We start from the raw sequence: 20432 nt of genomic DNA, 5'->3' as shown, positions 1-20432 counted from the left end.
TGACGGGGTCGAGGGAACCTACTCGGCGGGGGCGACCCGCGGGAACTCGATCTTGGGGCAGGTGTCCATGACGACGCCGAGCCCCGCGCGCCGGGCCCGGTCGGCGGCGACATGGTCGACGACCCCGAGCTGCATCCAGACGGCGTCGATCTGGAGGCGGTCCTTGTTGGCGATCGCCTCGTCGACGACCTTCCCGACCTTGTCGGAGGAGACGAAGCAGTCGACGACCTTGATGTCCTGGTCGGGGATGTCGGAGATCGTCGCGTAAGCGGGCGACCCGAACACCTCCTCGGCTCTCGGGTGGACGGGGATGATCCCCTTGCGCTGCTCGTACTTCAGCCACCGCGCGACGCCGTAGGCCGCCCGCTCGGTGTTCCGCGAGAGGCCGACGACGATCCAGGTGCCGGGGTCGAAGAGGAGGTCGCGGATGAGATTCCGGTCGTTCTGGAACTTCACGCCCATGAGGCCATCATGGACCCGGCGACCAGGAAGCGCCGCCGTGGGGGAGGCGTGTCCCCCAGGTCGTGTTCCGACGGTCGGTTCCAGAGTCGGTCCCGAGCGCTACGGGACGGGATCGGGCGGGGCGGGATGGGAGGAGTGGGGCGAGAGACGGGATGGGAGCGCGGCGATCGGGGGACAGCTCAGTCCGCGCCGAACAGGTCCCGCGTGTAGACCTTGTCCTCGACGTCGGCGAGCTCGGGCGACCGCCGGTTGGCGACGATGAGGTCCGCTCGCGCCTTGAGGGCGTCGAGGTCCCGCACGACCTCCGACCCGAAGAACGTCGCCTCGGCGAGCTCGGGCTCGTACACGATGACCTCGACGCCCTTGGCCTTGAGCCGTTTCATGATCCCCTGGACGCTGCTGGACCGGAAGTTGTCCGAGCCGGACTTCATGATGAGGCGGTGGATGCCGACGACCTTGGGCCGGCGCGCGAGGATGTCGAAGGCGACGAAGTCCTTGCGTGAGGTGTTCGACGTGACGATCGCCTCGATGAGGGTCTGCGGCACGTTCTCGTAGTTGGCGAGGAGCTGCTTGGTGTCCTTGGGCAGGCAGTAGCCGCCGTACCCGAACGACGGGTTGTTGTAGTGCGGCCCGATCCGCGGGTCGAGTCCGACACCGTCGATGATCTGGCGCGTGTCGAGCCCGTGGAGCGAGGCGAAGGTGTCGAGCTCGTTGAAGTACGCGACCCGCATCGCGAGGTAGGTGTTGGCGAACAGCTTGATGGCCTCCGCCTCCGTCGAGCCGGTGAGCAGCACCGGCACATCCTCGTCGAGCGCGGCCTCGGCGAGGAGGTTCGCGAACCGCCGGCCGCGATCGCTCACCTCGCCGACGACGATCCGCGACGGGTGGAGGTTGTCGTGGAGCGCGCGGCCCTCGCGGAGGAACTCCGGGGAGAACATGACGTTGCCCGTCCCGAGCCGTCCGCGGATGTCCCGGGTGAAGCCCACCGGGACGGTCGACTTGACGACCATGACGGCGTCGGGGTTGATGGAGACGATGTCGCCGATGACCTGCTCGACGGTGCTCGTGTCGAAGTAGTTCGTCCGGGGGTCGTAGTCGGTCGGCGTCGCGATGACGACGAAGTCGGCGCCGGCATACGCCTCGGTCCGGTCGAGGGTGAACCGCAGCGACAGGTCGTGGCTTCCGAGCCGCTCCTCGATGTCCGGGTCCGCGATGGGGCTGCGGCCCTGCCGGAGCAACGCGATCCGGTCGGCGTCGATGTCGTAGGCGACGACGTCGTTGCGCTCGGCGAGGAGGACGGCGATGGACAGGCCGACGTAGGAGGTGCCGACGACGGCGACGGTGGTGCGGGACACGGGTGACACCGTACCGGGGGCCGCTCGCCGGGTTAGGGTTGCTCGCGGAGAGCGCCGCCCGGCCGGGCGTGGCATACGACCTCGTCGAGGGAGACACCGGAGTGAAGTTCGGACTGTTCGTGCCCCAGGGCTGGCGGATGGACCTCGTCGGCATCGAGCCGGAGATGCACTGGGGCGTCATGGCGGGCCTGGCCCGCCGGGTCGACGCCAACGAGGACTGGACCTCCATCTGGGTCTATGACCACTTCCACACCGTGCCCGTCCCGAGCGAGGACGCGACGCACGAGGCGTGGACGCTCATGGCCGCGCTCGCCGCGGTGACCGGCCGGGTGCGGCTGGGACAGATGTGCTCGTGCATGAGCTACCGCAACCCCGCCCTCCTCGCCAAGGTCGCCGCGACCGTCGACGTCATCTCCGAGGGACGCGTTGAGATGGGCATCGGCGCCGGGTGGTACGAGCACGAGTGGCGCGCGTACGGCTACGGCTTCCCCTCGGCGGGGGAGCGGCTCGCGCGCCTCCGGGAGGGCGTCGAGATCTTCCGGCAGATGTGGACCACCGGTGAGGCGACGTATGCCGGCGAGCACTACAAGGTCGACGGCGCCCGCTGCTGGCCCCGCCCGCTGCAGGGCACGTCGTACCCCGGGTCCCGGGCGAACGGCATACCGATGTGGATCGCCGGCGGCGGGGAACGCAAGACGCTGCGGATCGCGGCCGAGTACGCCGACTACACGAACTTCGACGGCACCCCCGAGGTCTTCGCGGCCAAGTCGGCGATCCTGCGGCGCCACTGCGACGACATCGGGCGCGACGTCTCCCAGATCGTCCGGACGGCCGACTACAACGTCTTCGTGGGGAGCACCGAGAGGGGTGTCGAGGAGCGCATCGGTCAGCTCGCCGACCGCCTCCACGGCGCCGGCGTCCCCGAGAAGGTCGTCGACCGCCAGGTCGCCGAGGCCCGCCGGGGTCCGCTCGTCGGCACCCCGGAGATGATCGTCGAGAAGCTCCGCGAGCTGGAGAAGCTCGGCATGACGTATGCCATCTGCTACTTCCCCGAGGCCGCCTACGACACGACCGGGATCGCCCTCTTCGAGCGCGAGGTCATCCCCGAGCTCGTCGACCGGCGCGAGCACGGTCACCTCTGGCACCTCGGGCGCCGCTGAGGGAGGCCGATGAAGGACTCCTGGAGCGCCTCGGGATGGGTGTGGACCGCGCTGGCCGGTCCCTACCTCGCCGCGGCGGGACTCCTCGTCCTCGCCGGGGTCCCCAAGCTGCGTGACCCGATGCCGCTCGTCCGGGCCCTCCGCTCGGCGGGCTGGCCGTCGGGCCGCCGCCTCGTCCGCATGGTCGCCGCCGTCGAGGTCGTCGTGGGGGTCGCCGCCGTCGTCCGTCCGTCCCGGCCCACGGCCCTCCTCCTGGCCATCTCGTATACCGTGTTCACCGCCTTCGTCGTCGTCGCGCTGCGCCGTGGCGGCGTCCTCGCCTCGTGCGGTTGCTTCGGCCGGGCGGACACGCCTCCGACCATCGCTCACGCCGCGTCGACCGCGGGTGCCGCGCTCGTGGCGCTCGCGATCGCCGTCCGGCCGCCCGTCACGCCGTCGTCGACGGGCCTGTCGCTCGGTGCTCCGTGGACGGGCGCGCCCGTCGGGACCGTCGTCGCGGTCCTCCTGCTCGCCGGGCTCGTCGGCTTCCTCGCATGGCAGGTGATGGCGGTCCTTCCGACGGTGACGCCGGCCGCCGTCCGCAGCACGGGGCGGAGGTGAGTGGTCCATGCTGACTGCGGTCGTCGCCGAGGGCGTCGCCATCGTCCTGCTCGGCGTCCTGGTCCTCGGCCTGCTGCGCAGTCATGCGCTCATCCTCAAGGCACTCCACGAGCTCGGCGCCGGCCTCGAGCTGGAGCGGGAGGCCGGCGCCTCGAGCGGCCAGGGCACCGGGCCGGTCCACGTCGACATCGAGCCGGGGGTGGTCCGGGCCGAGCGGCCCCCGTCCGCCTCGGCGACGGCCCCCGACGTCGTCGGCCGGACCCTCGACGGCGCAGCCCGGGCGGTTCGGGTGACCGAGGCGGGGTCACGCACCCTCCTCGCGTTCCTCACGAGCGGGTGCTCGGTCTGCGCGACGTTCTGGGACGCCTTCGCCGACCCGGTCGCCGTGCCCGGCGGGGCCGGACTCGTCGCGGTCGTCAAGGGGGATGCGGAGGAGAGCCCTTCGGCGCTGCGCCGCCTTGCGCCGCCGGCTCTCGACCTCGTCCGCTCCGACGAGGCGTGGGCCGACTACGACGTCCCCGGCTCGCCGTACTTCGTCCTCGTCGAGGCGGGGAGGATCGTCGGGGAGGGCTCGGCCTCGACGTGGCCGCAGGTCCGCGACCTGCTCGGCCAGGCCGTCGAGGACGCGGGCCTCGTGCGTCGCGGCGTCGACGACGGCACCGGCGCGGCGGGCGTCCTCGACCGGGGCGAGCGCGACGAGCCGAGCCGGATGGACGCCGAACTGCGCGCCGCCGGCATCACGCCCGGGCATCCCAGCCTCTACCCGCAGGCGCCGGGCCGTGACCCGCATTCGGCGGGCTCGGCCGGCTCGGGCGACCTGGGCGGATGGGGCGACCCGACCGGATCGGGCGAACCCGCCGGTTCCGGCTCACGCGGCGGCCCGGCCGGTTCCGGATCGCGCGGCGAGCCGGCGGATCGGGACGGCGCCCAGGGCGGGGCATGAACCCCGCGGGCGTGGGCCTCGTCGTCGGGCTCCCGATGGCGGTCGTCGCCGCGGTGCGCGCCACGTGGTCCCCTTGAGGTGAGTCGATGCTCTCGAGCATCAGCCCGCTCGGTGAGCGGGCACGCGCGTCCCGCTGGTGGCTGACGGCCACGGCATACATCCTCTCCTCCCTCCTCGGCGGGCTCGCCGTCGGTGCGATCGCCGGGCTGCTCGGCGGTCTCGCGCCGACGGGGTGGCGAGGCTCGACGACGGGTCTCCTCCTCCTCGCCGTGCTCCTCGTCCTCGGGCTGGCCCTCGACCTGCGCATCGGCGGCCTGCGTCTGCCCACCTGGCCGCGCCAGGTCGACGTCGAGTGGATCGGGCGCTACCGCGGATGGGTCACCGGGGTCGGCTACGGTGCGCAGCTCGGCGTCGGGCTCGTCACGATCGTCACGAGCTCGACGACGTATGCCGTCGTCCTCCTCGCCGCCTGGACCGGCCGTCCGGGGGTCGGCGCGCTCGTCGGAGGTGCCTTCGGGCTGGCCCGGGCGCTCCCGCTCCTGCTGACGGTCCGGGTCGTCGCGCCGGCGGACCTGCATCGCCTCTTCGACGGCGTCGAGCGGTGGGCGCCGCGCGCCGACGTCGCCGCGAAGGTCGCCCTCGGGCTCGCAGCGGTCGTCGTTGCCTGGCTCGCCCTCGCCTGAGCTCGCAGCTCGCCCCCGAGCTCGTCGGGAGATCCTCGCCGACGCCCTGGGCGCCACCGGTCGGGCCGACGGACACCCAATACGCCGTTGGCGCCGGCGGAGGACGCGCGGCTGGAGCACGGCGAGCACGAGGCTCGTCGGGTGTTGGGTGTCCGTCGGTCGTCGGTCGTCGGTCGGGCGTTCGGAGCGGCCTTGTCCCGCTCAGCGAGGTGCGCTCGGCTCGTTCCTCTTGGTGGCGGTGCACAGGAAGAGGCCGAAGTCGCGGTCGCCCTTGCGGATGGTCGTGGCGTCGCGGAAGCGGATGTCGGCGAAGCCGGCGCGGGTCAGCTGCTCGGCGAGGTGGTGCCGGTCGAACCCGTGGTGTCCGTCGAAGTCGGTCTTGTCGGCGTGGAAGGCGCCGTCGGGGTCCTTGTCAAGGTCGGCGATGGCCAGCCGGCCACCGTCGGCCAGGAGCGCCGCCACGGCGCGCAGCAGCCCGTCGAGGTCGTGCACGTGGTGCAGGGCCATGGAGCTCCACGCCACGTCGTAGGTCCCCTCGAGCCGGTCGACCGTCAGGTCCGCTTGGACGGCCCGCAGTCGGTCGCCGAGGCCGGCCGTGTCGATCCGCTCCCGCGCGACCCGCACCATGCCGGCGGAGGGGTCGGTGACCACCACCGAGCCGACCCGGTCGGCGAGCAGGATGCTCAGCCGCCCGGTGCCCCCGCCGATGTCGACGGCGCTCGTCGTGGGACCGAGGTCCACGGCCTCCTCGATGGCCCTGGCCACCGCGACCTGTCGTCTCTCGTGGCCGGGGTCGTCGTCCCAGGTCGCCGCCTCGTCGTCGAATCGCCGATGTTCGTGCACATGCTCGACGGTAGCCCCGGGCGGGCGGATCGCGACCGCCGACCGGTCAGGTCGAGCCCAGAGGGCCCGACGACGCGGACGCGTGGGCCGCCGACCTGCGCAGATGTCCGCTAGGGTCGATGGGACGCGACGCCGGTGGAGGGGTGAGCGGACATGGCGAGACGGGCCGACGCATACGGCATCCGGGCGCAGGCACCGAGCGACTGGAGCCTGCAGATCCGGCGGCGACCCGGCCCGAGCGCCGGCGCGGGCGTGCGGAGCGTCGGACCCACCGGCGATAGGGCCTCCGTGCCCGTCGACGGCGTCCCGCACCCGGTCCTGCAGGCCTGCACCCGCCCCATCCCGCCGTCGACCGGCGACTTCGGCGGGGGTCTCGTCGACGTCCTCGGACCCGACGACGTCTTCGTCGCCCTGCTCGAGTACGGCTCCGAGGCCGCCGATCACGGACTGTTCGCCACGCAGGGCGTGCCCCGCCTCGCACCGTCGCAGTTCGCCGGCAACCGGATGCCGCGGCACCTGCCGGGGATGAGCGCGAGCCAGCACTTCTTCAGCGTCGGCGGGCGCGCGTTCTGCCTCTACACCGTCATCGGCAGCCACGCCCGTCGGATGGCCCTCGTGCCGAAGGCGGACGCCGTCGTCCGGACCGTCTCCGTCACCGACGCCGCGACGATGCGGCGAGAGGGAGGTATGCCATGAGCACCCGGCCGGACGGGGCCCTGGAGGCCGCGACGAGCGGCGGTCGGGGGGCGAGCCGCCTCGTCCACTGGCTCTCGGCACGGATGCGGCCGGTGAGCCGGCGCGACGTCCTCGTCGGAGCGGCCGTCGCCGGATCCGCGCTCGCGACGAACCCCCGCACGTACGCCCTGCGGCCCGTCGCGGCATACGACACGATCTGCGGACCGGGGAACACCCCGTCCGGCGGCTGGTCGATCTTCTGCGCGACGGTCAACAAGGGTGCCAACACCTGCCCGCCGGGCAGCTTCGCGGCCGGGTGGTGGAAGGCGGCCGGCTCGTCGTGGTGCGGGGGAGGGTACCGCTACATCGTCGACTGCAACGCGACCTGCTCGAAGTGCACGAGCGGGTGCTCGGACCACATCTGCGACAGCAGGTGCTGGAGCTGCTCGTGCTCGCACGGCTCGACGGCGACCTGCGACCAGCGCCTCAACTGCTGCAACGCCTTCCGCTACGGCCAGTGCAACACGCAGGTCTCGTGCAGCGGCGGCGTGCACTGCCGCCTCGTCAGCTGCGTCCCTCCCTACCAGTGGGAGAGGTGCACGACGACGTCGTTCAGCGACGACCGGACCGCCGAACACTCCTCGCCCTACCTGCCCCAGTGGGGGCCGATCTCCTCGCACTACAAGGCCCTCGGCGACCGCGCCTCCTGGCTCGGGGCCTCGCTCGGGCCCGTGCGCGTGCCCAACGACGGCATTCGGCGGGGCACCTATGTGAAGTATCAGAACGGCTTCATCTACGACACGCCGACCACGTCCGCGTCGGCGGTGACCGCCTTCGTCTGGGGCGTCTGGGCCGGCAGCGGCGGCACCTCGGGGGTCCTGGGCTATCCCACCGCGGACAAGACGACCGGGCTGAAGGACGGTGGGTGGCTGCAGCCCTTCGAGGGCGGATGCATCGTCGACAGCGCCTCGACGACGACACAGGTCGTATGGGGGTACCGGTGGACCGTCTGGAAGGCGAACGGGCGGGAGAACGGCGTGCTCGGCTATCCGACGGCAGGATACGTCGACCTCGGGTCGGGCGCCTGGATCCAGGCCTTCCAGAACGGCTGCATCGTCGACAGTACGGCGACGACGACGCAGGTCGTCTGGGGCATCCGCTGGACGTTGTGGCAGTCGCACGGGCGCGAGACCGGCGTCCTCGGCTATCCGACCGGGCCGCTGGTCCAGCGTTCGGACGCCCGGTGGATCCAGCGGTTCCAGCGGGGGTGCATCACCGACAGCGCGTCGACGACGACGCAGGTCGTCGCCGGAGTCATGTGGACCGCATACTCCGCGCTCGGCGAGGACACGGGCATCCTCGGATTCCCCTCCGGTGCCGTGACGAGCAGGTCCCGAGGGACGAGCCAGGCGTTCCAGAAGGGCGAGCTGTGGGCGCTCACCGGCAAGGCGGCGTATGCCGTCGTCGGGCGGATCCTCTCGGCGTGGCAGTCCGAGGGTGGGGCGACGGGCCCGTACGGCTACCCCCTCGCGAACACCGTGACCGCGGCCGACGGGACGATGAGCTGCCGGTTCGAGGGCGGCACCCTCACGGCCTGAGGTCCTCGGGTCGCGGACAGACGACAGCCGCGCGGTCGAGCCGCGACGTGCGTGCCTGTCGGGAACAGGTGGCCCGCCGGGCAGCCGACGGGGGCTCGGCGTTAGCGTGTGACGGTGGATGTCCGGTTGACCCAGTTCGCGGCGGGCGGCGGCTGCGCCTGCAAGATCCCTCCCGGTGAGCTCCAGGGCGTGCTCGCCGGGCTGCGGGGTCCGACGACCGGGCCCGACCTCCTCGTCGGCCTCGGGACGGGCGACGACGCCGCCGTCCTGCGTGTCGCGGACGGGCTCGCCGTCGTCTCCACGACGGACTTCTTCGCCCCGGTCGTCGACGACCCCTACGACTTCGGCCGCGTCGCGGCGACGAACGCCCTCTCCGACGTGTATGCCATGGGTGGCCGGCCGGTGATCGCCCTCAACCTCGTCGGCTGGCCCCGCTCGATCCTGCCGGACGACGTCCTCGGCGAGGTGCTCCGCGGGGGCGCCGATGTCGTCGCGGCGGCGGGCGGAACGCTCGGCGGCGGCCACAGCATCGACGCGCCGGAGCCGCTCTACGGCCTGGCCGTCACCGGTCTCGTCGACCCCGAGCGCCTGCTGCGCAACGACGCAGCCCGACCCGGGCTGCCGCTCACGCTGACCAAACCGCTCGGTGTGGGCATCCTCAACTCACGGCACAAGGCGACGGGGGAGGTCTTCACCTGCGCCGTCGCCGTGATGACGACCCTCAACGCCGCCGCGTCGGCCGCCGCCGTCGCCGCCGGCGTCGTGGCGGCAACCGACGTCACCGGCTTCGGCCTCCTCGGACACCTCCTCACCATGTGCCGAGCCTCCGGGGTCGGTGCCCGCGTCGACGTCGGTGCCGTCCCGGTCCTCGACGGCGTCCGCGGCTCGGTCGCCGAGGGCTTCGTCAGTGGTGGGACGCGACGCAACCTCGCATGGGTACGTGACGACCTCGACGTCGGCCCGGGCGTGGACGAGGAGGACCTCCTCGTGCTCGCCGACGCGCAGACCAGCGGCGGACTGCTCGTCGTCGGGGAGGTCCCCGGCTATCCGGTCATCGGCGAGACGGTGGCCGGCCCGCCCCGCATCGTCGTCCGCTGACCCCGACGGGCCCCGCACGCTCCTCCTCGCCGGCGTTCCCCGCACGTGCCGAGTTGTTGCTGTCCCGTGGCCGGTTCGAGGACATCAGCTCGGCACGTGCGACGACGGGTTCTGCACGTGCCGAGTTGTTGCTGTCCCGTGGCCGGTTCGAGGACATCAGCTCGGCACGTGCGAAGGTCAGCCGGGGGGAGAGGACGGGCCAGGCGTCGGCATACCAGCGGGTAACATCGGGGACCATGAGCGGGAACCCCGATTTCGACGTCTATCGCCTGTCCGAGGACCACGAGGCGGTCCGTGAAGCGGTGCGGGAGATCGCGCGGGACAAGATCGCGCCGTATGCGGCGGAGGTGGACGAGCAGGCGAGGTACCCGCAGGAGGCGCACGACGCGCTCGTGGCGAGCGACTTCTTCGCCCCGCACATCCCGGAGGAGTACGGCGGGGTGGGGGCGGACGCGCTGGCGACGTGCATCGTCATCGAGGAGGTGGCCCGGGTCGACGCGTCGGCGTCGCTGATCCCGGCCGTCAACAAGCTGGGCACGATGCCGCTCATCATCGGCGCGAGCGAGGAGGTGAAGGCGCGGTACCTGCCGCCGGTCGCGGAGGGCCGGTCGACGTTCTCCTACGGGTTGTCGGAGCGGGAGGCGGGCTCGGACACGGCCTCGATGCGGTGTCGGGCGGTCGCCGACGGCGACGGGTGGGTGCTGACCGGCCAGAAGTCGTGGATCACCAACGCCGGGGTGTCGGACTACTACACGGTGCTGGCGGTGACCGACCCCGACGGGCGGCGAGGGTCGAACGTCACGGCGTTCGTCGTGGAGAGGTCCGACCCGGGGTTCACCTTCGGGGAGAAGGAGCGCAAGCTGGGGATCAAGGGGTCCCCGACCCGGGAGCTGCATTTCGACCGGTGCCGGATCCCGGGGGACCGGGTCGTCGGGGCGGTCGGGGAGGGGTTGAAGATCGCGTTGGCGACGCTGGACCACACCCGGGTCACCATCGGGGCGCAGGCGGTCGGGATCGCCCAGGGTGCGCTGGACGTCGCGACCGCATACGTGAAGGACCGCAAGCAGTTCGGGAAGGCGATCGCCGAGTTCCAGGGGCTGCAGTTCATGCTCGCCGACATGGCCATGCAGCTGGAGGCGGCCCGGCAGCTGGTCTACGTCGCGGCGGCCAAGTCCGAGCGCGGCGAGCCCGATCTGCCCTTCTTCGGCGCCGCCGCCAAGTGCTTCGCCTCCGACGTCGCGATGAAGGTCACCACCGACGCCGTCCAGCTCCTCGGCGGCGCCGGCTACGTGCGCGACTTCCCCGTCGAACGGATGATGCGCGACGCCAAGATCACCCAGATCTACGAAGGCACCAACCAGATCCAGCGCCTCGTCATGGCCCGCCAGCTCCTGCGATAGTCGGCTCGCGGCCGCCATCGTGGCGTGGCTCGGCAGTCGGCCGCGCGCACGGCGTGACGGGCGTACCCCCTCACCGCGTGGCACAGACCCCGGGCGAGGGTCGAGGCCGAGGACATCGGCGCTCACGCACTGCTCGCGGACGCACGACGAGGCGGCCATGGTGCCCACCGTCGCGGGCCCTCGCGCGGGCGCATCGCTCAGGCCGGGCCAGGACTCCCGCTGATGTCGGCGTATGCCGCACGGTCCCAGGAATGCGCGAACCCGGGGTCGGGAACGCGCCAACCGGGCCCGTACACCCCCTCGAGGTAGGCCTCGGGACGCGCCGGCACCGGGCAGTCCACGCCGAGGAGCGCGATGGTCGTCGTCGGGAAGACGACGTCCCGGGTGAGCCCGCCGCGCGGCCCCGGGTACCACGAGACGACGTCCCCCTCGAAGAGCCCGACGAACACGTCGACATGCTTGCGCCTGGGCCGTGAGACGTGCCGGTGCGCCGAGAAGTTCCCCTTCACGACGAATCCGCGGGCCTGGAGGAACTCCGACACGAGAGCCAGACCGTCCTGCAGGGTCCGTGCCTCCTCCGGCTCGAACCCGATGATGATGTCCAGGTCGTCGTCGTGCGGGATGAGCGCGTGGTCCCGGACGGCGGCGAGGACCGAGCCGAAGCCGAGGCTGACGTTGGGCGTGAGGCCGGTGAGCGCCTCGGCGATCTCGGCGGCCGAGCGGACGTAGCGGACCTGCTCCTCGGGCGACCAGAACCGGAACGCGCGCGTGGGCCCGTGGGTCGTCCACCACAGCTGTCGACGCGGCAGGAGCGTCGTGTTGAGGATGTCGACGAACTCGCGGCGGGTGTCGGCCCCGAGGTCGGTGACGCCGTCCAGGTCCGTTCGGGCCTGCTTGTAGTCGCCTCGAACGACCGCGGTGAGCACCGGGACCAGTGCGCGGACCGCCTCGTCGGGGTCCGACCGGAGCGGCTCGGTGAGCCGCTCGAGGTCGGCGGAGGCACGCCCTCCGTCGAACACGACGGTGGGACGGCGCCACCTCCGCGTGACGAGCACCCGCAGGTCGCGCAGGCGGCGAGCGGTGCGGATGGGCACGTTCCGGATGACGATCCGCCGCAGGGGAACGGGTCGGGGGAAGGTGATCTCGAGCCAGGCCGGGTTGCCGCGCTCGGTGTGCACGACGGTGCCGGTGGGATGCTCCGTGTCGAAGAGGCGATCGGTGCTGAACGCGGCCTCGTACTGGCCGTACCAGGAGGACACGGCGACCCGTGCGCCGGCCGACAGATCGACGCCGCCCTCACCGAGCAGCCCGATGGTCTGGACGTGGAGGAACTCGTTGCCGGGAACCTCGAGCCGCACCGCGGTCACGGCGGAGTGCGGCACGTCGACGTGGAGAACACCGCCCGGACCGAGATGTCCGACCTCGGGGAACCGATCCGCAGCCGCCTCGGCGACCCGACGGAGCGGTTCGAGCCGGGCGGAGTCCGTCACGTCACCGCCTCCGGAAGATCGTCCGCGCCACGTAGGCGTCGTCGTGGCGATACTTCGCGAAACCGAACCCTTCGACGTCGTACTCGACGTCGAAACCCCGCTCCAGGGCACGGGACTGGAAGCGAGCGGGGAGGACGAAGCGGCGATAGTGCGCACCCGTCTCCTTCTCGCCGCTCCGGTCGCGGATGGTCCGGTACTCCACGGCGAGGAGATCGCCGGAGGTCGTGAGCCTCGCCGCGAGATCGAGGAACCGCTCCTCCTCCTCGTCGGTGATGGCGTGGACGAAGAAGCGCGCGTAGACGGCCCGGGGATGCTGGGGAGCGCCGACGCGATCGGGCAGCCCGGGATCGTCGACGGCGGCATGGACGAACCGCGCGTCGACGCCGAAGCCGTCGGCGAGCTGCTCGCACGAGGAGACCGCCGCGGCGGACGCGTCGACCCCGACGACCCGGTGCCCGTACGAGGCGAAGAAGAGGGAGTCCCTCCCGCCGCCGCACCCGAGCTCCACGATGTCGTGGGGCCCGTCGAGCTCACCGACGACGAAGGCCGCGAACTGCGAGGGCACGGGGCGCGCCTGACCCGCCGAGGACCTGCGGGCGTACCAGTGCTCCCAGTACTCCTCGCGTCCTTCGGCGACGCTCCTGGTCACGACGTCGTTCTCGGCCACGCGACATCTCCTCCCGCGCGGGTGGGGATGGGCGGCGCCCGCGCGTGCTGAATCTACCCCAGGTGTCGCGGCCGACACGGGGTCCGCCCGAACACCCGCGGGTCGTGGCGACGCCTCGCCCCCGGCCGATGGAGCCCCGCCGAGCGCGTACACAGAGCGGTCATACAGATCATCTAGGGTGTGGCGGGTCACGGCCGAGACCGGATCTCGGCCCCCACACCAGAGGAGCACGGCCGCCGTGGTGGACGTCATCCGCAAGGCTGCCAGGGCCTTGCGTCGGGCTCCGGCGATCGAGCGTCGCGCCCGCGACCGGCGCCGGCCGGTCGAGCGGGACGTCGTCCTCTACGAGTCCTCCTTCGGGCACGGGATGGCGTGCCACCCCGAGGCGGTGTTCCGTGCGGCTCTCGCCGCCCCCGATCTCGTCCACCTGCGCCACGTGTGGGTGCTCGACGACCCGCAGCGGCATCCGGACGTCCTCGCCGAGTTCGGCAGCCACCCACGGGTGAGGTTCGTGCGCCGCGACTCCGCGGCATACGACCGGGTCCTCGCGACCGCCGGTGTCCTCGTCAACAACTCGACCTTCCCGCCCCAGTTCGTCAAGCGCCCGGAACAGGTCTACCTCAACACGTGGCACGGGACGCCCCTGAAGGTCATGGGCTACGACGAGCCCGACCCCGGCGTGGCCACCCGGAACGTCGTCCGCAACTTCCTCATGTGCGACTACCTCCTCTCCGGGAGCCCGTGGATGACCCAGCGGATGTACGTGTCGGGCTACCGCCTCGACAACGTCTGCCCGGCCCTGGTCATCGAGGAGGGTGGGCCGCGGACGGACCGGCAGTGGCTCGACGGGGCAGGTGGTGAGGTGGCCCGTCGTCTCGCGGCTGGTGGCGTCTCGATCCCGGAGGGGTCCCGGGTCGTCCTCGTGGCGCCGACCTGGCACGGGGCGTCGTTCGCCCGGCCGGAGGACGACCTCGCGGACCTCGAGAGCCAGGTCGCGGAGCTGTCCACGCGCCTCGGAGAGGGCTACTGCGTCCTCGCCAAGATCCACCACACGCTCGCGGCCGGGGCCGCGAGCAGAGCGGGTCTGCGCGGACTTCTCGTCCCGGACTCCCTCCCCACGGGGTCGGCTCTCGCCCTCGCGGACGTCCTCGTCACGGACTACAGCAGCATCTTCTTCGACTATCTCCCGCTCGGTCGCCCGGTCGTCTTCTTCACCCCCGACGACGACCGCTACCGGGCCGACCGGGGGACCTACCTCGCGCCCTCCGAGCTGCCCGGTCCCGTCGTGACGACCGTCGAGGAGCTGGCTGCCGTCGTGCGACAGGCGCACTCCGGAGGACCGGGGGACCCCGTGGTCACCCACGGGGAGGCCGTGCGCGACGCGGCCCGGCGATTCGCGCCCAAGGACGACGGACACGCCGCCGAGCGGGTCGTCGACATCGTCCTGCGGGGCCGGCACGACGGGTATGCCGTCGCGCCCCTGCCGCGCGACGGCCGGCGGACCATGCTCCTCTACCTCGGTGGGATGCGGTCCAACGGGATCACGACGGCCGGGCTCGGACTCCTGCGCCACATCGACCGCTCCCGGTTCGACGTCACCGCGTTCTACCGCGAGCCGGAGAGCGACGACGAGCGCGCCAACGTGCGGGCCATCCCCGGCGACATCCGCCGCATCCCGCGGATCGCCGGGCAACCGCCACGCATGGGTCTGTGGGTCGACTACCGCCGGCTGCTCTCCCAAGGGACGGCGATGGGGGCGCGAGGCATGCGCAGGATGGATGTCTTCTTCGAGCAGGAGTGGCGGCGATGCGTCGGCGATGCGGCGTTCGACCACATCGTCGACTACAGCGGCTACTCCCCCTTCTGGGTCTTCCTCCTCGCCCAGGGCCGGTCGACCACCCGGGCGGTCTGGCTGCACAACGACCTCGAGGCGGACCGGATGCGGATGCACGGCCGCCAGCGGGCCAACGAGCGGTCCCTCCGCGCCGTCTTCACGGCATACCGGCTCTACGACCGCCTCGTCAGCGTGAGCAGCGCACTGCGGGACATCAACGCCGGCAAGCTCGCCGAGTTCGCTCCACCGGAGCACTACGTGTCGGCGCGGAACACGATCGACGCCGAGCGCGTCGTCCGCGGCGCCGGCGAGCACGACGTCGTGCTGCCCGCCCTTCCGCCCGGCGGCCGACGGTTCGTCAGCGTCGGGCGGATCTCGCCGGAGAAGAACCACGAGCGGCTCATCCGGGCGTTCGCCGCCGTCCATGCCGAGTCTCCGACGACCCGCCTGGTCATCGTCGGCGACGGACCCCTGCGGGGGAAGGTCGAGGCGCTCGTCGCGGAGCTCGGCCTCGACGACGCGGTCACCTTGACCGGCCTCGTCCGCAATCCCTGGGGCGTCATGGCGAGATGCGACGTGTTCGTCCTGTCGAGCGACTACGAGGGTCAGCCGATGACCATCCTCGAGGCCCGGGTCCTCGGCCTGCCCATCGTCACGACGGCCTTCGGGTCCGTGCGCGGCGCCCTCGGGGACGACGAGGGCCTCATCGTCGGATGCGACGTCGAGCCCCTGGCCGACGGGATGCGCGCCGCCCTGCGCGGTGAGGTGCCGGCTCCGCCGTTCGACGCCATGGCCTACAACGAGAGTGCCCTCGCGGAGTTCGCGCGCGCGATCGGCGCCTGAGTGACCCGCGGACCGCTTCCCTTGCCATACTCACTGTCCGTGCCTGCTGCAACCACACCGCCGGAGCCCACGACCCACTCCGAGCGCGGTTCGTCTGTCGACCTCGGGCAGGGACAGGCGCCGTTGCTCAGCGTCGTCGTGCCGGTCTACAACGTCCGCGACTACCTGCTGGCCTGCCTCGAGTCCCTCGCCGGGCAGACCTACGACCCCATCGAGGTCGTCGTCGTCGACGACGGGTCGACGGACGGATCGGGGCGGCTCGCCGACGACTTCGCCGCAGGCCGCGACCACTGGACCGTGCTGCACGTCGACAACGGTGGGCTGGGCCGGGCCCGCAACATCGGCTTCGACGCGAGCACCGGGGACTACATCGCGTTCGTCGACTCCGACGACCTCGTGCCCACCGACGCCTACGAGCTCATGATGCGCACGATCGTCCGCAGCGGCAGCGACATCGTGAGCGGCGGCGTGCTGCGCTTCGACGGGGCCCAGACCTTCCCCTCCCCTCTGCACCGGCTCGCCATCACCGGCACCCGGGTCCGGACCCACATCCGCCGGACCACCGACCTCATCTACGACACGACTGCGTGGAACAAGGTGTTCCGCCGAGCCTTCCTCCTCGAGCACGGCCTGCGAGCGCCCGAGGGCGTGTTCTACGAGGACATCCCCTTCACCCTTCCCGCGCACTTCCTCGCCCGGTCGGTCGACGTCATCACCCAACCGGTCTACCTCTGGCGGGAACGGCAGACCGCCGAGCAGTCGATCACCCAGCGGCGCGCCGAGGTGAAGAACCTCGAGGACCGGATGGCGGCCGTCGAGGCGGTCGACCGGTTCCTGGACGGCGCCGGGACGCCCGAGGACAAGCGACTCCACGAGCGCAAGGCGCTCCGCATCGACATCCCCCTCTTCGTCGATGTGCTCCACGCGGGGGACGAGGAGTTCTTCCACAAGGTCGTCGAGCTGTGCGGCGCCTACCTCCGCGGAGTCGACCCGGGGGTCGTCGCCGAGCTCGTCCCCCTGCGCAGGCTCCAGTACCACCTCATCGCCCACGGCATGGAGGAGGAGCTCCACGAGCTCGTCGAATTCCTCCGCGTGCCGGCCCACCGCGGCCGGTTCGTCCGGCACGGGATCCACCTGTATGCCGACCTGCCCTTCCTGCGGGACTCCTCCCGAGGGGTGCCCGACAGCGTCTACCGGGTGTCGCGGTCCCAGCCGCTCACGACCGGCATCCGCGACGTCTGGTGGGAGGGCGGGGACCTGAGGATCGACGGGCACGCCTTCATCCACCGGGTGTCGGACCACGGCCCGCTCACCTCCCTGCACCGGATCCAGCTGCGCCGCGCGGGCAGCGGCCAGCGGCACACCGTGCCCGCCAAGCGGGTCCGCCGGCCGGACCTCACGGCGCAGACGACGGGGGCCGCCGTGACGTACGACGGTGCCGGCTTCCTCGCCACCATCCCGGCCGCCGCCCTGCGGCTGTCCCCCGGTGAGTCGGCGACCGAGTTCGAGGTCCTGACCCAGGTCGCGACCCCCATCGCGCAGCGCGGGTCCGACGTCCAGCGCCCGGAGCTGAGCCGCGCCCGGCACCCGCGACGGTCGTTCGTCGCCGAGGACCAGCTCGCCATCCCGGCATACCGGGGACGGCGGCTGCGGATCGCCGTCCGGCGGACCCCTGCGGTCCTCACCGACGCCGAGTTCGGCGCCGAGGACCTCGTGCTCCGCCTGCGTCCGATCGGTCGCGCGAGTCTCAGCGGCGCCCGGCTCTATCTGTCCTCCGACGAGTCCATGGAGGGTGCGACGGTTCCGGTCACCGAGTCGGACGGCGAGTGGAGCGCACGCATACCCCTGGAGCGCCTGGGAGTCCATGCCGAGTCGGTGGCCGATCGGTTCGTGCGGATCTGGGTCGTCGTTCCCGACTCGGGGGAGGCGGTGGACGACGCGACGATCGACGAGCTCGTGGCGGCGCAGCGCGCACGGCTGTCGGACGCGTCGGGCCTGCGGCTCGCCGGACCCGATGGCAAGGACGGTCCTCTCGCGCTGCCGCTCGAGCTCGACCCGGGGATCCCCGAGATCGTGGCGACCGTCCGGGGACGTCTCCTCGTCGTCGAGGCGGGTGGTCTCTTCGGCGCGACGATCCGCGACACCTCCTGCCGCCCCCTCGTCACCTCGTTCGCGTGGGAGCCCGAGGGGCTGCGCCTGGAGGGGCTCATGATGGGCTCCACGGCACGGACGATCGAGCTCGTCCACCATGCGGAGCGCCGGTCGTTGCCGCTCAGCGTGTCCGGCGAGCGGTGGAGCGCATTCCTTCCCCGAGACGGCCGCCCCGGCGAGGCCGTGCTGCGGTGGCTCACTCCAGGGGAATGGTCGCTCGTCGTCGAGGGGCTCGACGATGCGCGGCCCGTGCTGCCTCTCCGGATGTCCGGCGACACCGAGCAGCGCCTCGGTGAGCCGGGCGACTACCCGCCGATCCGCCTGCTCCTGCGATCGTCAGGTGCGCACGAGGTCCGGCTGGCCGTCGACGGCGCCGGGTCGTGGAGCGACCGCGGGAAGCTCCACCGGGAGCGGGCCCGCCGGTACGACTACCGGCTCGCTCGGCGCCTGCCGCTGGAGGATGTCATCCTCTTCGAGGCCTGGAAGGGCCGGCAGTATGCCGACAACCCCCGGGCCATCCACGAGGAGCTCGTCCGCCGAGGAGACACCCGCCGGATGATCTGGGCCGTGGAGGACCACGGCGTCGAGGTTCCCGAGGGCGTCGAGACGGTCATCGCGGGCGGTCGTGAGTACTACCGACGGCTCGGCCGCGCCCGGTGGCTCGTGACCAACGACTCGATGCGCCCCGGCTTCGTCAAGCGGACTGGCTCCCGATACGGGCAGACCTGGCACGGGACGCCGCTCAAACGGATCGGGTTCGACATCGAGAACCTCCAGATGTCGAACCCGAGGTACCTCGTGCAGTTCGAGCGGGACAAGAACACCTGGGACAGCCTCGTCTCGCCGAACCACTACTCGACGGAGATCTTCCGCCGTGCCTTCCGATACGACGGGCCGGTCCTGGAGATCGGCTATCCCCGCAACGACGTGTTCTTCCACGACGAGGAGCGCCGGGCTCGGACCGAGGCGACGCGCGCCCGACTGAACCTGCCACCCGGCCGTCGGGTCGTCCTCTACGCACCGACGTGGCGTGACAACCAGTACGACGCGGCGGGCCGGTACCAGATGACGCTCAAGCTCGACCTCGAGCAGCTCCACCGCGAGCTCGGCGACTCGGCGATCGTCCTCGTGCGCGGGCATCAGCTCGTGGCCGCCCAGATCGACACCGGCCGGTTCGGGGGCTTCGTCCGCAACGTGTCCGGCTACCCCGACATCAGCGACCTCTATCTCGTGTCCGACGTGCTCATCACCGACTACTCGTCGGTCATGTTCGACTTCGTCAACACCGGGCGCCCGATGCTCTTCTTCACCTACGACCTCGAGTCGTACCGGGACGACCTGCGCGGCTTCTACTTCGACTTCGAGGCCGAGGCTCCGGGGCCGCTGCTCACCCACACGATGGAGGTCATCGAGGCGCTCACCCGTCTCGACGAGGTGAGCGCCGAGCATGCCGCGTCGTATGCGAGGTTCCGCGAGCGCTTCGCGTCCCTCGAGGACGGGAAGGCGGCCGCCCGGTTCGTCGAGGCGTTCCTCGACGGGTGACGTGCCGCGCGCTCAGCCGGTCGGCTGGCCGTCGGTGCCCTTGGGCGGCGCGGTGAGGGCCTTGTCCTCGCGCAGGTCCCGGAACAGCTGCTTGGCGAGCTCGGTATCCCACTTCACGGCGCTGCCGGCATTGGCTGTGGGGTAGTTCCACGTCGACAGCGGCACGGTGAAGCTGAGGGTGTTGCCGCTGCTCGTGCCCCGCAGGGTCTTCATGACGCGGACGGCGTCGGATATCGACATGTCGTCACTGACCCGCACGGCGGACGCGATGGACATCATCGTGTGGTAGTAGCGGGTCGGGATGAGGACGGTCGAGGGCGTCGCGACCTTCTTCATGAGGGCCGCGAGGAACTGCCGCTGCCGGGCCGCCCGACCGATGTCGCCACGCGGGTCGGAGTGCCGGGCCCGGACGTATCCCAGGGCGTTCTTGCCGTCGAGGGTCTGGCATCCCTTCTTCAGGTTGATCCCCGCATCCTTGTCGTTCATGTCGAAGGGCACGCAGATCCACACCCCGCCGACGCTGTCGACGAGGCCGGCGAACCCGCCGAAGCCGATCTCCATGACCCCGTCGATGCGCAGGTCGGTCACCTGCTCGACGGTCTGGACGAGGAGCTTGGCCCCGCCGAGGGAGTAGGCGGCGTTGATCTTGTTGGACGAGTGACCCGGGATGGGCACATAGCTGTCGCGGGGGATCGACACGAGCGACGACTTCCCGCTGGAGGACGTGTGGACGAGGATGATCGAGTCGGTCCGCTGACCGACGTCCCCGCCGGTCCGGTACTCCTTGCGCTGCGCCGCGGTGAGGCCGTCGCGGCTGTCGGAGCCGACGAGCAGGTAGTTGTGCCCCTTGCCGGGCGCCGGGCGATCACCGGCGGGTGCCGCGTCGATCCGCGTCACGCTGTTCCAGGCATGAATGGGGACCCACACGAGGAAGGCGCCCCAGGCGACGAGGACCGCGAGGACGAGGACGAGGAGGACGCGTATGCGACGTCGCCAGTTCGGGGGCCTGCGGGCCGGGGGAGCCGTCCGCGCCGGTGGTCGCGTCCCCTGGCCGCCACCCGGGCCGGGTCGCCCCGGGCCGGCGGGGC

At 71.8% G+C, this 20432-nt stretch carries 16 protein-coding genes; 10 read left to right on the top strand and 6 right to left on the bottom strand.

The annotated features are described in order from the left end of the window. Positions 1-18: 18 nt before the first annotated feature. Together BN12_RS07030 and BN12_RS07025 are read right to left on the bottom strand one after the other, a co-directional pair. Positions 19-462 carry a CoA-binding protein gene (locus BN12_RS07030; RefSeq protein WP_048551217.1) on the bottom strand — a complete coding sequence of 148 codons (444 nt, stop codon included), beginning with the start codon at positions 460-462 and terminating at the stop codon, positions 19-21. Positions 463-641: 179 nt separating this feature from the next. Continuing rightward, on the bottom strand, positions 642-1817 hold the full coding sequence (locus BN12_RS07025; RefSeq protein WP_048551215.1) for a nucleotide sugar dehydrogenase: 1176 nt from the start codon (positions 1815-1817) through the stop codon (positions 642-644). Positions 1818-1918: 101 nt separating this feature from the next. On the opposite strand from BN12_RS07025, the gene BN12_RS07020 reads away from it, so the two are divergent. The 4 genes from BN12_RS07020 (at position 1919) to BN12_RS07005 (ending at position 5203) form a co-directional block, all read left to right on the top strand. Further along, a complete protein-coding gene (locus BN12_RS07020) occupies positions 1919-2977 on the top strand; it encodes an LLM class F420-dependent oxidoreductase (protein WP_048556079.1) in 1059 nt (352 codons plus the stop codon). 9 nt (positions 2978-2986) lie between these two features. After that, positions 2987-3577: a MauE/DoxX family redox-associated membrane protein gene (locus BN12_RS07015; RefSeq protein ID WP_157635389.1), complete on the top strand. Its 591-nt coding sequence runs from the start codon at positions 2987-2989 to the stop codon at positions 3575-3577. Positions 3578-3584: 7 nt separating this feature from the next. Beyond that, positions 3585-4520 carry a hypothetical protein gene (locus BN12_RS07010; RefSeq protein ID WP_048551212.1) on the top strand — a complete coding sequence of 312 codons (936 nt, stop codon included), beginning with the start codon at positions 3585-3587 and terminating at the stop codon, positions 4518-4520. 86 nt (positions 4521-4606) lie between these two features. Then, positions 4607-5203 carry a hypothetical protein gene (locus BN12_RS07005; protein ID WP_048551210.1) on the top strand — a complete coding sequence of 199 codons (597 nt, stop codon included), beginning with the start codon at positions 4607-4609 and terminating at the stop codon, positions 5201-5203. A gap of 201 nt (positions 5204-5404) precedes the next feature. Here the strand turns inward: BN12_RS07005 and BN12_RS25050 are convergent, their stop codons facing one another. Next, entirely contained in the window at positions 5405-6046 is a 642-nt protein-coding gene (locus tag BN12_RS25050; RefSeq protein ID WP_048551208.1) for a class I SAM-dependent methyltransferase, read from the bottom strand. A gap of 153 nt (positions 6047-6199) precedes the next feature. On the opposite strand from BN12_RS25050, the gene BN12_RS25045 reads away from it, so the two are divergent. From BN12_RS25045 to BN12_RS06980, 4 genes are all read left to right on the top strand, one after another. Next, positions 6200-6742: a hypothetical protein gene (locus tag BN12_RS25045; protein ID WP_048551206.1), complete on the top strand. Its 543-nt coding sequence runs from the start codon at positions 6200-6202 to the stop codon at positions 6740-6742. Next, positions 6739-8319, top strand: coding sequence for an LGFP repeat-containing protein (locus tag BN12_RS06990; RefSeq protein WP_048551203.1), 1581 nt, complete (start codon positions 6739-6741; stop codon positions 8317-8319). The genes BN12_RS25045 and BN12_RS06990 overlap by 4 nt, the downstream gene beginning before the upstream one ends. 114 nt (positions 8320-8433) lie before the next feature. Next, positions 8434-9417, top strand: a complete 984-nt coding sequence (selD, locus tag BN12_RS06985; RefSeq protein WP_083454951.1) for a selenide, water dikinase SelD — start codon at positions 8434-8436, stop codon at positions 9415-9417. Between the two features lie 236 nt (positions 9418-9653). Beyond that, the gene (locus tag BN12_RS06980) at positions 9654-10817 is read left to right on the top strand and encodes an acyl-CoA dehydrogenase family protein (protein WP_048556078.1); all 1164 of its coding nucleotides are present in this window, start codon (positions 9654-9656) and stop codon (positions 10815-10817) included. 197 nt (positions 10818-11014) lie between these two features. Here BN12_RS06980 and BN12_RS06975 read toward each other — a convergent pair whose 3' ends face one another. Both BN12_RS06975 and BN12_RS06970 read right to left on the bottom strand, forming a co-directional pair. Further along, positions 11015-12307, bottom strand: coding sequence for a hypothetical protein (locus tag BN12_RS06975; protein ID WP_048551199.1), 1293 nt, complete (start codon positions 12305-12307; stop codon positions 11015-11017). Position 12308: 1 nt separating this feature from the next. Next, on the bottom strand, positions 12309-12974 hold the full coding sequence (locus BN12_RS06970; protein WP_048551197.1) for a class I SAM-dependent methyltransferase: 666 nt from the start codon (positions 12972-12974) through the stop codon (positions 12309-12311). Between the two features lie 238 nt (positions 12975-13212). Between BN12_RS06970 and BN12_RS06965 the strand changes: the two genes are divergently transcribed. Further along, positions 13213-15651, top strand: a complete 2439-nt coding sequence (locus BN12_RS06965; protein WP_048551195.1) for a glycosyltransferase — start codon at positions 13213-13215, stop codon at positions 15649-15651. 39 nt (positions 15652-15690) lie between these two features. Next, positions 15691-19344, top strand: a complete 3654-nt coding sequence (locus BN12_RS06960; protein ID WP_162233062.1) for a bifunctional glycosyltransferase/CDP-glycerol:glycerophosphate glycerophosphotransferase — start codon at positions 15691-15693, stop codon at positions 19342-19344. 12 nt (positions 19345-19356) lie between these two features. Here the strand turns inward: BN12_RS06960 and BN12_RS06955 are convergent. Continuing rightward, positions 19357-20432: LCP family protein (locus BN12_RS06955; RefSeq protein WP_327152642.1), on the bottom strand; the 1076-nt coding region annotated here is incomplete at its 5' end.

It is taken from the genome of Nostocoides japonicum T1-X7, from assembly GCF_001046855.1.
GTDB classification, from domain to species: domain Bacteria; phylum Actinomycetota; class Actinomycetes; order Actinomycetales; family Dermatophilaceae; genus Nostocoides; species Nostocoides japonicum.
Note: the sequence above shows the minus strand (reverse complement) of the source record. Positions and strands in the feature narration are given on the sequence as shown.

Excerpts from the sequence above, each read along its gene's own strand:
- BN12_RS07015 (WP_157635389.1), top strand. The coding sequence starts at position 2,987 with ATGAAGGACTCCTGGAGCGCCTCGGGATGGGTGTGGACCGCGCTGGCC.
- BN12_RS06990 (WP_048551203.1), top strand. The coding sequence starts at position 6,739 with ATGAGCACCCGGCCGGACGGGGCCCTGGAGGCCGCGACGAGCGGCGGT.
- BN12_RS07005 (WP_048551210.1), top strand. The coding sequence starts at position 4,607 with ATGCTCTCGAGCATCAGCCCGCTCGGTGAGCGGGCACGCGCGTCCCGC.
- BN12_RS25045 (WP_048551206.1), top strand. The coding sequence starts at position 6,200 with ATGGCGAGACGGGCCGACGCATACGGCATCCGGGCGCAGGCACCGAGC.
- BN12_RS07010 (WP_048551212.1), top strand. The coding sequence starts at position 3,585 with ATGCTGACTGCGGTCGTCGCCGAGGGCGTCGCCATCGTCCTGCTCGGC.
- BN12_RS06980 (WP_048556078.1), top strand. The coding sequence starts at position 9,654 with ATGAGCGGGAACCCCGATTTCGACGTCTATCGCCTGTCCGAGGACCAC.
- BN12_RS07030 (WP_048551217.1), bottom strand. The coding sequence starts at position 462 with ATGGGCGTGAAGTTCCAGAACGACCGGAATCTCATCCGCGACCTCCTC.